The 13,008-nt window shown below is 41.3% G+C and carries 11 protein-coding genes and 3 tRNA genes; 6 read left to right on the forward strand and 8 right to left on the reverse strand.

Annotation, left to right across the window (positions count from 1 at the left end; translation table 11 throughout):
• Position 1: 1 nt before the first annotated feature.
• From LA313_RS07055 to proC, 4 genes are all read right to left on the reverse strand, one after another.
• Positions 2-75 (reverse strand) — tRNA-Asn (locus tag LA313_RS07055).
• A gap of 145 nt (positions 76-220) precedes the next feature.
• Positions 221-294: transfer RNA gene (locus tag LA313_RS07060), tRNA-Asn, on the reverse strand.
• Between the two features lie 194 nt (positions 295-488).
• Positions 489-2,285, reverse strand: coding sequence for an AMP-dependent synthetase/ligase (locus LA313_RS07065; RefSeq protein ID WP_228913975.1), 1,797 nt, complete (start codon positions 2,283-2,285; stop codon positions 489-491).
• A gap of 190 nt (positions 2,286-2,475) precedes the next feature.
• Positions 2,476-3,282 (reverse strand): pyrroline-5-carboxylate reductase, encoded by an 807-nt coding sequence (gene proC, locus LA313_RS07070; RefSeq protein WP_228913976.1) that lies wholly within the window; start codon positions 3,280-3,282, stop codon positions 2,476-2,478.
• 254 nt (positions 3,283-3,536) lie between these two features.
• Here proC and LA313_RS07075 point away from each other — a divergent pair, with 254 nt between their 5' ends.
• The gene (locus tag LA313_RS07075; protein ID WP_228913977.1) at positions 3,537-5,087 is read left to right on the forward strand and encodes a M20/M25/M40 family metallo-hydrolase; all 1,551 of its coding nucleotides are present in this window, start codon (positions 3,537-3,539) and stop codon (positions 5,085-5,087) included.
• 238 nt (positions 5,088-5,325) lie between these two features.
• Here LA313_RS07075 and LA313_RS07080 read toward each other — a convergent pair whose 3' ends face one another.
• From LA313_RS07080 to LA313_RS07090, 3 genes are all read right to left on the reverse strand, one after another.
• On the reverse strand, positions 5,326-5,850 hold the full coding sequence (locus tag LA313_RS07080) for an HD domain-containing protein (protein ID WP_228913978.1): 525 nt from the start codon (positions 5,848-5,850) through the stop codon (positions 5,326-5,328).
• 195 nt (positions 5,851-6,045) lie between these two features.
• Positions 6,046-6,414 carry a hypothetical protein gene (locus tag LA313_RS07085; RefSeq protein WP_228913979.1) on the reverse strand — a complete coding sequence of 123 codons (369 nt, stop codon included), beginning with the start codon at positions 6,412-6,414 and terminating at the stop codon, positions 6,046-6,048.
• A gap of 6 nt (positions 6,415-6,420) precedes the next feature.
• Positions 6,421-7,407 carry a DUF1028 domain-containing protein gene (locus LA313_RS07090; RefSeq protein ID WP_228913980.1) on the reverse strand — a complete coding sequence of 329 codons (987 nt, stop codon included), beginning with the start codon at positions 7,405-7,407 and terminating at the stop codon, positions 6,421-6,423.
• Positions 7,408-7,529: 122 nt separating this feature from the next.
• On the opposite strand from LA313_RS07090, the gene LA313_RS07095 reads away from it, so the two are divergent.
• A tRNA-Arg gene (locus LA313_RS07095) sits at positions 7,530-7,601 on the forward strand.
• 93 nt (positions 7,602-7,694) lie between these two features.
• On the opposite strand, the gene LA313_RS07100 is transcribed toward LA313_RS07095, so the two are convergent.
• The gene (locus LA313_RS07100) at positions 7,695-8,216 is read right to left on the reverse strand and encodes a DUF421 domain-containing protein (RefSeq protein ID WP_228913981.1); all 522 of its coding nucleotides are present in this window, start codon (positions 8,214-8,216) and stop codon (positions 7,695-7,697) included.
• Between the two features lie 156 nt (positions 8,217-8,372).
• Between LA313_RS07100 and LA313_RS07105 the strand changes: the two genes are divergently transcribed.
• The 4 genes from LA313_RS07105 to sqr all read left to right on the forward strand — a co-directional run bounded on the left by LA313_RS07105 (position 8,373) and on the right by sqr (position 13,008).
• Positions 8,373-9,671, forward strand: a complete 1,299-nt coding sequence (locus tag LA313_RS07105) for a ferredoxin reductase family protein (RefSeq protein ID WP_228913982.1) — start codon at positions 8,373-8,375, stop codon at positions 9,669-9,671.
• Positions 9,672-9,852: 181 nt separating this feature from the next.
• Positions 9,853-10,950 (forward strand): ion channel, encoded by a 1,098-nt coding sequence (locus tag LA313_RS07110; RefSeq protein WP_228913983.1) that lies wholly within the window; start codon positions 9,853-9,855, stop codon positions 10,948-10,950.
• Between the two features lie 107 nt (positions 10,951-11,057).
• Positions 11,058-11,627, forward strand: coding sequence for a lipid-binding SYLF domain-containing protein (locus LA313_RS07115; RefSeq protein WP_228913984.1), 570 nt, complete (start codon positions 11,058-11,060; stop codon positions 11,625-11,627).
• A gap of 151 nt (positions 11,628-11,778) precedes the next feature.
• On the forward strand, positions 11,779-13,008 hold the full coding sequence (sqr, locus tag LA313_RS07120) for a type III sulfide quinone reductase, selenoprotein subtype (RefSeq protein ID WP_228913985.1): 1,230 nt from the start codon (positions 11,779-11,781) through the stop codon (positions 13,006-13,008).

The raw sequence follows: 13,008 nt of genomic DNA on the forward strand, positions 1-13,008 counted from the left end.
GCTCCTCCTCTTGGGCTCGAACCAAGGACCCTCTGATTAACAGTCAGATGCTCTAACCAACTGAGCTAAGGAGGAATTCCAATACGTCTTCAGTGTTATTTTAAAAGGTCACTAACACCCTTTTTATTTTTGCTCCTCCTCTTGGGCTTCCCTCGACTTAGCCTACGGCTTCACTCGGGATAGGCTTCTCGCCCAACAGAAATTTGCATTTCAATTTAAGCTCCTCCTCTTGGGCTCGAACCAAGGACCCTCTGATTAACAGTCAGATGCTCTAACCAACTGAGCTAAGGAGGAATTTCGCAACCATTTTTGCGGTTGCAAATATAGTCGAAAATTTCTATTTCACTAAATAAAGAGTCAAAAAAGTGCGTCGGAATGAAATATTTTATTCCTGTTTATTTTCCGGCCTGGATTCAATAAAAATCTACTCTCTAAAAACCTCGTAAAATTACAAATTCCTGAGGCTATCATTGAGTCGATTTAAGTCTTTAACTGTAAATCGACTGAATAAAATCCTGGTACTTCTCTATGATCGTTTTTCTTTTCAGCTTAAGGGTAGGAGTTAATTCCCCGCCTTCAATGGTCCACTCATTTGGAATTAACCGGAATTTTTTGATCTGTTCTACCGGATTAAAATCCTGGTTGAATTTCGTGACAGATGCGCTAATCAATTCCCTCGCCTCGCTATCGTGCAGTACCTTGTCGTTTCCGGGATAAGGTTTTTCCTGTTCTAAATACCATTTTTTCAAGGCTTCAAAAGCCGGGACCACCAGGGCTCCTACAAATTTTTGTAGTTCCCCTACCACCATGATCTGCTCGATCCAGGGGCTCTCTACCATTTTATTTTCAATAGGCTGAGGTGCAACAAATTTTCCGCCGCTGGTTTTGATGAGTTCTTTCTTTCGGTCAGTGATCTTCAGGAATTTTCCATCTATTATTTTTCCAATGTCGCCGGTACGCAGCCATTCTCCATCCATTACCTCTTCAGTAAGATCGGGTCTTTTATAATAGCCAATCATCACGTTTGGTCCTTTGCACAGAATTTCGCCATCTTCGGCTATTTTGACCTCAACATCCTTCAGCAGTGGTCCCACAGTGCCAAACATCCTGTTCTTTTCGTTGTAACGATTCCCGCTAATTATAGGTGAGGCTTCGGTGAGGCCGTAACCTTCCTGTATCACGATGTCGGCTGCAGTAAAGATCTTCAGCAAACGTACCTGGCATGCAGCAGCTCCTGTAATGATAGATTTGATCTCACCACCAAGGGCCTCTCTCCATTTGCTGAAGATAAGCTTGTTGGCCAACGCGAGCTGCAACTTATAACTCAGGCTTTTTGGCTGATTGATCTCAAAACGCTCTGCCAGGTCCAGCGCCCAAAAGAATAGTTTCTTTTTAATTCCGGTTAGCTGATTTCCTTTGGCGAGAATGCCTTCGTAAATTTTCTCAAGAAGACGGGGGACAGTAGTAAAAAGAGTGGGTTTTACTTCCTTAAGGTTTGCAGCTATTGTATCCATACTTTCGGCATAATAGACCGCTGCCCCGCTGTAAAAGAAGCAATAGGTCGCCATGCGTTCAAAAGCATGGTTAAGCGGCAGGAAACTTATCACCCTTTTTCCCTGAACTCCCACCTCCTGAATAACATCGGCAGCACCAAGGGAGTTACTAACGATGTTGCGGTGTGACAACATAACGCCTTTTGGAGTTCCCGTTGTTCCTGAAGTATAAAGAATACTGGCAAGATCTGTTTCTTTTACAGCCGCTTTTAGCTGTTGAACCTGAGACTTCATCTCTGGTGTAAGCTCCTTCATTAATTGAGTTAGTTGAGGTAGCTCGGGCACTTCCTTAAAAGAATAGACCTGCTGTAAAGCCGGTAAATTCTCCCTAATTTCTTTTATCTTTTTATAAAGAGATTCATCTCCAACGAAGATCATTTTTACACCTGCATCTTCCAGAATGAATTGCAATTCTTTAGTGGTAATATTTGGATAAACGGGAACAGACACAGCCCCAATCTGCTGAATTGCCAAATCCACCATCATCCATTCGGGACAGTTCTGGCTAATGATTCCAATTTTGTCTTTTCCTTCTATGCTGTTGTCACCTGCGGAAAATCCCATTTTCAAAAGTGAGGCACTTATTTGATCTGCTTTTTCACTCACTTCCCGGGTGCTGTATTTTCTCCACTCACCATTTTCTTTAGCAGCAAGCATATCGGGTAGGGGAAAATTCTCAAGTTGATAACTAAGGCAGTCAAAAAGCCGCATTGGATTTTGTTTAGATGCCATTTGGTTCATTTATCATTTAAGTTATAAAAAATCTATTTTCTCCGGGCAGTTGTTTGGGACTATTCCGGGAGTGTAAAAATATCACATATTCAAATTAATAAGGCAGGGCAGCGCCTTTAAATATTGGAGAAAAAAAAGCCGGCAACGTTTTGAATAAAACACTGCCGGCTCAATATAGTTCTAAATTTTTCTAACTCTCTTCTCCAAGTTCTACTGCCCGGTCAAAAGCAGCATAGGCAGCCTCTTTGATCAATTCCTTTACATTATTGTCATCCATGGAATCCAGCGCTGCACGGGTAGTTCCTCCTTTTGAGGCCACCCTGTCCATCCATAGCGTAGGGGAAAGATCATTTTGGTTGAATAATTCCACTGCTCCTTCAAAGGTTTGGCTTACCAGTACCCGGGAATCGTGTTCCGAAAAGCCCATTTTAAGAGCTGCTTCCAGCATAGAGTTCATAAAGTAGAAAACATATGCGGGACCACTACCCGATATTCCTGTCGAGGCATCAATAAAGTTCTCGTTTTTAACATGAATGGACTCTCCGGTTGTATCGAGAAGATTTCTTATCATAAGCAATTCCACTCTTGAGACTTCTTTACTCTCGGTGTAGGAGGTAACTCCTTTTCCTACCTGGGCAGGTAGATTTGGCATTGACCTTACAACTTTTGAAATTCCAAGGCCTTCCTGAATCCTGCCAATGGTAACTCCGGCCATTAAAGAAACAGCAATTTGTTCTTTATGCATCAATGGCTTCATTCTCTCAAATAGTTCTTCGCTGTGAAAAGGTTTTACAGCAATAAAAACCACATCGGCTTCGGGTAAGGCGTCTTCGAGTTTTTCATGAACATCAAAAATTCCCATATCCTTCAGCAGAACGGTCTTGTCTGGCGACACATCATAAATCATCAGCTTTCGCCTGTTTAAAAATGTCGATGATGCCATCCCTTCTGCGTAGGTAAGGCCCATATTTCCTCCTCCAATAACTAAAACTTTCATTACTTTAATATTTTGTAGAGTTTGTGCAAAGACTGTACAGGATCGCTCCTGAAGATAATAAATTCCGAAGTTTCTTTTCTGAATTCCCTTAATCCCTTTAATAATCAGGCCTATACCATATTTTTCTCTTCTAATCTAACCCCGACATTTCGTCAATAACCTGAAAAGGCGTCAGTATCTGAAGCACTTCAGCAGGAAAACTTATGAGTTTAATTAATATATTTGGTCAAAACCGAATAAAATCTAAATTTCACATGAAAAAAATTTCAGGAATTCTATTTTTCTGTTTTCTCCTGATAGGAAACATTTCCGTAGCACAGGAAGATCCTGTGATTGCAAGAATCATACAGGAGGCTGAGGAAAATTCAAAATTGGAAAATCTTGCACATTCGTTAATTGACAGCATTGGTCCCAGACTTGTAGGCACGCCAGAGATGAAAAACTCTCACGATTGGGTGGCAAAGAAGTACAAGAGCTGGGGTATTGAAGCCGAAAATCAGCAGTATGGTACCTGGCGTGGTTGGGAGCGTGGCATTACTCATATTGACCTTGTAGAGCCAAGATTACGCACGCTGCAAGGGAGGCAACTGGCCTGGAGCCCTTCAACCGGAAAAAAAGGTGTAACCGCTGAGGTGGTACTACTGCCTGAAGCTTCTGATTCTACTGCTTTTGCCAATATGCTTTCTAAGGTTAAAGGAAAATTTGTAATGATCTCAGTAAACGAAGCTACCGGAAGGCCTCCATATAACTGGGAAGAATGGGCTACTGAAAAGTCCTGGGAAAAGATGCAGAAGACTATAAAAGAAACCGATTCCCTTTGGAGAGATCGAATTGAAAAAACAGGTTATGGCTACCGGGAATTACCTGGAGCACTTGAAAAGGCAGGGGCTGCAGGAATTGTAACTTCAAACTGGTCTCATGGTTTTGGTGCGAATAAGATTTTTGGTGGATACACCAGTGAAATCCCCACTATAGACCTTAACTTGGAGGATTATGGCTTGCTGTACCGACTAGCCGAAAATGGTAGCGCTCCAAAAATAAAAGTAGTTGCTGAATCTAAAGATCTTGGAGAAGTACCTACGTTTAATACTATTGCAAGAATTAAAGGCAGTGAAAAACCTGAGGAATATATTATTCTTTCAGCGCACCTTGACTCCTGGGATGGAGGAACCGGTGCTACAGATAATGGTTCCGGCACAATAGTAATGATGGAAACCATGAGAATTCTTAAAAAACTTTATCCCAATCCAAAACGCACCATTATTGCCGGGCATTGGGGAGGTGAAGAGCAAGGTTTGAATGGTTCACGCGCTTTTGTAAAAGACAATCCCGAAATTGTGGATAATGTTCAGGCCTTATTCAATCAGGATAATGGCACCGGAAGAGTTAAGAATATTAATGGACAGGGTTTCCTTCACTCCTACGATTATATAGGAAGATGGTTGGAGCCGGTTCCGCAGGAAATTAAGGGTGAAATTGAAACTACCTTCCCCGGGATTCCATCAAGTGGGGGAACTGATCACGCTGCTTTTGTAGCAGCCGGTGCGCCTGCATTTATGCTTAATTCCTTAAACTGGTCTTACTGGGACTATACCTGGCACACTAATTTAGATACTTACGATAAGCTCGTTTTTGATGATGTTAGAAGCAATGTGATCTTAACTGCAATTTTAACTTATATGGCGAGTGAAGACCCTGAAACGACTTCCCGTGAAAGGAGGATTCTTCCGGTTAGCAGAAGAACCGGAGAGCAAATGACCTGGCCTGAGCCTAGAGATGCTAACCGTAAGGGAGGATTGGACTAAAAAGAGTCAAGAAACAAGAATTTTATGAAAGCAATTAAGCTGCAGAAAAATTAAATTTTCTGCAGCTTTTTTATTTCTGTTTGAGAGCCAGATTTGTCAAAGTTTTATCCGTTATGAACGAAAGCATATTTTATAATCAGATTTCATGAAAAGGAACTTTGGTAAATCTTTTAGCAGGCTTCAGGGAAAATCTAAAGCTGCTAAGGTGTCAATAATGGCATTTTTTGACTAGCTCATTTTATTTCAGGTTGAGAGCTTTCTTGCCTTCGCTGACTTCTTTACACGCTTTTTCAAAAAGGATTGGATCGCCACCTACAAGAACTCTGGTGAGTTTATCCATTTCGGAGAGATATTTAGGGCCGAAGCTGGGATTGTTTTTAACGATGTCGGGAGTATTATCAATGACATCTGCCAGTTTAATGGTCTTTGCCTCATTGCTGATGGTTGCCTGTCGCTCCACCTCCTTATCTTTTCTCCTGCGCCGGTTTAAATGGGGATATTTCTCTGTTACATATTCATCTGTAAGTTCTTCTACCAGCTGAGCCACTTTATTTCCAAACTTCTTTTTGATCTCTTCAATTTCCACCGGCGTATCTTCCACCACATCATGCAGGTATGCCGCGCAGATCATTTCGGTAGTATGAGAAACAGTACGAACGGTCTCTGCAACTCTTTTAGGATGTTCTATGTAGAGTTCTTCAGAATATTTTCGCAGTTGTTCTCCATGTGCCTTCCGTGCAAACTCTAAGGCTTTCTCTTCCATATCTTTTATTTTTAAAATAGGGAATTTTTTTGAAGTTGGAAAAGAGGGAATAAGAAAGAGGCCCTTAAAAAGTGAGTAAAATCGTTATTCTGAATTTATTTCAGAATCATTAATGCACGAGAACCTGAAATTAGTTCAGGCTCATACATAATTTGATTTACTTTTTAAGCACCTCCTAAAATGTCATTTTGGGAACTATTGGTTTAGAGGCGCTCCCACAGGAATTGAACAGTCATGCCCCGGTTCTCCATGTGCAGGATTCACGCTTGGGGTTTGATCTACCCTAATAGGCGAAACCGAAGTTGATGGCAACTGGCTGGTAGGAGTAGGGTTGGGAGTACTTCCCGCACTGGCATTCAATGGTGCCCCAACCGGAAGATCACACCTGTGGCCCGGCAAACCATGAGCAGGGTTCACCTGTACTTCTTCGGTTCCTTCGGCTTTAGAAGTGGTTTCGGTAGTTTCCTGTGGTGTAGCTTCGGCAGTCTTCTCTTCGTCTTTGCAGGAAACCATAAGGATCAATCCCAGGACAACTATGATGTAATTAAGCTTTAAATTTTTCATTTCAATTTATTTTATGAGGTTCAGTAATTCTTGTGACGGGATGTTAAGGAGCCCTGCAGACGGTAATCTACGGGGCATTTCCTTCCAGTTTTCATCTTCTTTAAAAACAGCTTCAAAAATGGGTTTTGCTTCGTCCATTCTTCCGCTGTTTGCGAGTGCTACTGCAGTCCAGTACTGCATTTCCAGGTTATCGGGAAACAATTCCATAGCATTCCCATATTCTTCCAGGGCTTTGTCTACTTTATTCGCTTCCATTGCCAGGTCACCCCGGTTCATGAATTCATAGGCGCGGGCAACCTTCAGCAAACGTTCAAGTTCTACCAGGGGTTGTTCATGATCGTCCACGCGAAGGTCGATCTTTTTTTCTTCCCATGCATTCTCCACTTTCTTGGGACCAACAACCAGGATTGCAGCCGACTGACTTCCGCGGATATCTCCCCCGGCAGCCTCGGCAGCCTGAAGCACTTTTAAGACTCTTTCGGCCAGTGGTAGTTTGGCATTGTCTAGGAATGCCTTTTGCATAGCAGGAACTACAGTGGCATTGAGCATCATATTAGCCTGAACGGAATAATTTTGTCCGGTGATATGATCTGCAGCTTCCACGCAGTTTTCGCCCGTATGTGCAGCAGTGTTTCCTGAAGTATCCAAAAATGCCACCTGGCGGTACTCTTTTCCTTCATCTTGTGCCAGCAAAATACCTAATGCTTCTGAAGGTTGTTTCCCCTGTTCCATTAGCTCCAGCCCTTGAGGCCCATAAGCCGGGTTGACAAAGGATTGGGTTGCAACCACTCCCACCCCCGATTTTCCCCAGGACACAATTGAACCAACAGAAAACCAGTGACTCTGTACTCCCACAGCCATTTCTCCGGTTTCCGCATCTCTTGCCACTATGGAATAAGTATGTGCAAAAGCATCTTTCATGATCTCAGGATTTTTAGTCTGAGAATATACGGAAGTGCAGCAAAAGATGGCAAGTAGAGAAAGGATCTTCATGATCAAATAATTTTTTTAAATGTAATAAATATTCCTTTATCGGCTTTTCATACTTCCTTCTCTAAAATTTTAGGATTAAAGACCGATAACTTATCGGAAGTTTTTAAATTTGCACCCCATCCGGCCTCGTAGTTCAATGGATAGAATAGTAGTTTCCTAAACTGTAGATCCAAGTTCGATTCTTGGCGAGGCTACTTTAATTTTTAAAGTTAATACAACCCTGTTGATCTTGTTTTGACAGGGTTTTTTATTCTGAACAGTTGAGAGTTTCACAAGAAAATTTACATCTAATTCCTTACATCCTCCAATAGCCACTCTTCAACTTGCTTTTCTTCCTCCTGATGATGTAATACTGAAATATCTCCTGTAGTTTCAAAAACTACTGCCTTTACCTGTGACAGCCTTATTACATTTGCTTCCCGCAGTTTTGCACGCAGGTCACCTTTTGTAACCCTGGCCTTTTTCAAATTTTCTTCCAGAACCTCTGACCCGTTCATTAATAGAAAAGGTTTATTCTCTACAATATGTCCAAAAAAAGGAAACCTTCTGAAGTAAGCGACCAACTGTTGCAGAAGGTAGATTGATGCCAAACCAATAATTCCCGTTGTGAGGCTTACAGAAGCTAAAAGAAGCGTACTGCCTACAATAGATCCAATTGCGATGGTCATGGCAAAGTCGAAACTCGACATCTTTGAGAAACTACGTTTCCCCGCGATCCTGGTGAAAAGTATCACTGTAAAATAGATGCCAACTGCCGATAAAAATACAGCCAATAAAGATCCTGCTGATACGCCGAAGTACTTGTCCATATCCAAAAGTTTATTCCAAGATAGTAATTCTAATGTTCAATGGAACAAGTCTTGGAGAGGTCTTTGGCTAAATTCATATGTTGAACAGACAAATTGATATATGTCATGTATTAAAATGTCACTGCTCCTTAATTTTAAGTTCTTTATTCTCAATAAATGGTTTTAAGTAAGAAAAGAGCATTACTTGCTACTTTAAGCGCGGTGTTCTTCGGGATCGTTCTCTGGTATTTTTCCTTCCCAACGACTGGAATTAAACATAATTTCCAGCCCCTGCTGGTCTATGGCAGCCAGGTAGTTTCTGTAGCGGGCTATACCCTTTTTTCCCTCTCATTTGTGTTTTCAGTAAGACATAAAGTATTGGACAGGCTTTTTGGAGGACTGGATAAACTTTATCACTTACACCACAGTACAGGAAAACTTGCATTTTTCGTTTTGTTGATTCATCCTTTACTTCTTGCGCTAAGATGGATTCCTGAAAACAATGAAAAAGCATTGACATACTTTCTTCCTTTGCACCAGAAACCGGAAATAGACCTGGGCAGTTGGTCTTTATTAGGACTAACCCTTTTAATCCTGTTAACTATTGTGATCAAATTGCCATACGATAGATGGAAGGTCACCCATAAATTCATGGGTCTTTTTTATGTGCTGGGAATTATGCATGTATTTTACATCGATTCTTTTTTTGAACAAAACACGCTTCTGGCTGTTTACCTGTTGCTGCTCTCTGTTTTAGGAGTACTTGCTTTCCTCTATATGTCGATTTTCTACGGAATACTCTCTAAAAAACATCATTTTGAAGTAAAAGAAATTACCCGTCACAGCTCCCGGATTATGGAAATTTCTCTTGTTCCTCAGGATACGCCATTGGAATTTATTCCAGGACAATTCTGCTTTTTCCGGTTTAAACAAAAAGGTATTAGCAGGGAAAGCCATCCCTATACCATTTGTAGCACATCATCAAATTCTTCTATAGAAATACTTGTGAAGGATCTCGGTGACTATACAACTAAACTCCATAGCCTCCTTAAGACAGGGACCCCTGCCATCTTGGATGGACCTTACGGATGTTTTAATTTTAGGCAGGGAAGTGAAAAGCAAATTTGGATTGCCGGTGGGGTGGGAATAGCCCCATTTATTAGCTGGGCTGCAGTCTTGAATTCAGCTGAAAATACAGGGCTGGAAATTGATCTTTATTATTGCTTTAAGAATAAAAATGATGGTCTCTTTCATGTGGAATTCCAAAAGCTGGAAAAAAAGCATAAGAACTTTCGGATACACAGAATATGCTCAGAAGAGTCAGGTCATTTAAAAGCATCAGACATCCAACAACCCGAAAAAAAGTCCATTTTTATCTGTGGTCCTAAAAATCTGCGTCAAACTTTAGTGAAGGATTTCCGGACCCTTGGAACTCCCGCAAAGAATATCCATTTCGAGGATTTCGATTTCTCATAATAACCTATATGGAGCCTTAAAGACTGAAGTTAGGCTGAATTTGGAGAGAAATGTTCTCTTTTACCATCATTTTTAAAACCTCAGCCTTGTTAAGATAGCTTCTCCGGAATTTGTCTGTTATCCTTAAATAGTAGTAAATTACTGAGGTTTTAGTTTTCCAATATCTTAAAAACGCATTTATATGAGCTTCGGCAAGATCATAATCTTTTTCTTTTTTATTTCAGCAATCCTTTTCAGTAGTTCCGTCCGGGCACAGGAGGATTCTCTTTTTTTTGAAGAAGGAAAGGAACTCATAGTGGGACTAAATCCCGAACCTCCTTTTGTTATTCAGGGTGAAAATGGCACCTGGGATGGTATCAGTATAAGGCTGTGGCGGGCGGTGGCCGATAGTCTGAATATGACTTATCAATTTGCTGAAGTAAATAAGGAAGGAGTGGCGGTAGAACTACTTAATGGAGATGTTGATGTCCTGCTGCTGGGAGATGTAACTTCAAAATCTGAAGCCGATGTTGACTTCAGCCATATTTATTACACCTCAGAGCTTGGCCTGGCTACTTCCAGTTCGATCTCTCTCTCCCGTCTTTCCAAAGCCTTTTTTAATGAACGTTTTTGGAAAATCGCTATTGCATTATCATTTCTATTGCTCATTGTAGGTTCTATTATTTATTTAGTGGAGCGGGGTTCTAATGAAGATCACTTTGGAGGGGATCGCTCTGTGGCTAAGGGAATTGGATCTGGATTTTGGTGGGCAGGAGTGACCATGACAACTATCGGGTACGGAGACAAAGCTCCGGTTACTTTCCTGGGACGTGCACTTGCATTGATCTGGATGTTGATAGCCATGGCTGTTACTGCCGTTCTTACGGCTTCCCTTGTATCGGTCGTTATGGGTAGTTCGGGAGGCAAAAAAATTGAGGCCCCCGGAGATCTTCGGAATATAAAAATAGCTGCGATAGAAGGTTCTGCTGCTTCGCAGTATCTGGATTCGGAAAGAATTGCTTATAAAGCTTTTTCCAATCTTTCAGAAGCTCTGGAGGCTGTAAATAAAAATGATCTCAAGGGAGTGTTTCACACGGTACCGGCATTGAGGTACCATATAAACAATGACCCCGATCTTTCTTTGCGGGTGCAGCCACTAAAGCTCGACCCTCACTATTATGCTTTTGCTGTAGCTCCAAAAAGCCGTTTACGGGAGGAAATTAATCTGGGGCTTCTTACCATCCTCAACACTGCCTTATGGCGGCAGGAGCTGGATCGCTTCATTCCCGAAAAGAAGTAAATTTAAACCTAAAGAAACCTTAAGGTTTCGTGAAATAACTTGCGGTTAACAGTCTAGGAGGGTATAATTGAGTAATTTGAGATCATAACCTTAAAAATAATACAGTTATGAGACGAATTTCTTACAATTTATATAGCGGACTTATAGTTCTGATGTTACTCCTGGCTTCGGGAAATGTAAATGCTCAGGATCAGGAGATGCTCATGGACATGGAAAAGCGAGAAGTAATTAAAACTGATGCAATGGACTCCAAAATGGCCTTTATGAGAGCAAACCCCGAGTTAGAAGGAATGCTTTCTGATGCCGCAGGATATGCTATTTTTCCTAATGTAGGAAAAGGTGCCTGGATCCTGGGAGGAGCTGCCGGGAACGGTATTGTTTATGAAAATGGACAAGTTGCCGGTTATGCCGAACTAAGACAAATAGACATTGGCTTCCAGTTTGGAGGTAAAGCCTTTAGAGAACTTATAGTATTTGAAACTCAGGAAGCTCTTGATAAATTCAAAGAAGGAAATTTTGAATTTGGAGGAAGCGCTTCTGCAGTAATTTGGGATGAAGGTAAAGGAAAAGCCATTACCTTTGAAAATGGAGCCGGAGTTGCAATTATGCCAAAAGCCGGAGCCATGGCAGGTATTTCTGTAGGTGGTCAGGAATTTGATTACCGTGCAGTAGAATAATAATAGTCCATAAAATTAACGAAACCGGATCTTTTAGGTCCGGTTTTTTTTGTGCCTAATTCGGGGTAGAAAAAGTTAGGTTGTGTAACAAAAGTTGCATAAAAAAAGAGTTGGTGGTCTTAAATTTACATTATTATTTAAACCCTTAGTCATGAAGAATTTAGTAATCCTTGGAGCTGGTACCGCAGGTACTATGATGGCAAATCATCTACGTCCAAAATTAAAGAGCTCAGATTGGAATATCACCATTATAGATCAATATAAAACTCACTATTATCAACCCGGATTTTTATTTCTTCCTTTTGATATTTACACCGAAGAGCAAGTAAAAAAACCTGGAAAAAAATTCGTTCCCAAGGGAGTGAATTATGTTCAGAAAAGAATAGAACAAATCTTTCCGGGAGAGAATAAGGTGCAGCTTGAGGATGAAAGCCTTCAGTATGACCTTTTAATAATAGCCACTGGTTCAAAAATTGCTCCTGAAGAGGTTGAGGGCATGAAAGGGGAAAACTGGCATAAGAATGTTTTCGACTTCTACACCTATGAAGGAGCACTTGCACTTCGGAATAAACTAAGAGACTGGAAGGGTGGACATATGGTGGTCCATCTTACCGAGATGCCTATCAAGTGTCCTGTAGCTCCACTGGAATTCGCTTTTCTTGCAGATTCATATTTCCACAAAAAGGGTATGCGGGATAAAGTGAAACTCACCTACGTAACACCACTTTCTGGAGCGTTTACCAAAGAGAAAAGCTCCAGTGCCTTAGGATATTTGCTGAAAGAGAAAAATATCAACCTGGAGATCGATTTCGCCATAGAAAGTGTAGACAATGATAACAATAAGATCATTGACTACGGGGGGCGGGAGGTACCATATGACCTTTTGGTAACTATCCCAACAAATATGGGGGATGATGTAATTGAACGCTCCGGTATGGGAGATGATCTCAACTTTGTACCAACAGATCATCATACGCTTCAGTCCAAAGAATACGAAAATGTGTTTGTAATAGGAGATGCTACTAATGTACCTGCCTCAAAAGCCGGCTCTGTAGCTCATTTTGAAGCAGAAACCCTTACAGATAACATTTTGCTGTACATCGAGGGAAAACCTCTAAAAGCAGAATTTGACGGGCACGCCAACTGCTTCATTGAAACCGGAAAAAATAAAGCTCTGCTTATTGATTTCAACTATAAGCAGGAGCCTGTGGAGGGGACCTTTCCCATTCCCGGTTTGGGTCCGTTAAAATTGCTGAAGGAAAGCGTTTTTAATCACTGGGGAAAACTGGCCTTTAGGTGGATCTACTGGAATATGTTGTTAAAGGGAATTCCAATTCCCCTGGTAAGTCGAAATATGAGCACCAAAGGCAAAAAACTATAG

The organism is Salinimicrobium sediminilitoris (genome assembly GCF_020866905.1).
Classification (GTDB): Bacteria; Bacteroidota; Bacteroidia; order Flavobacteriales; family Flavobacteriaceae; genus Salinimicrobium; species Salinimicrobium sediminilitoris.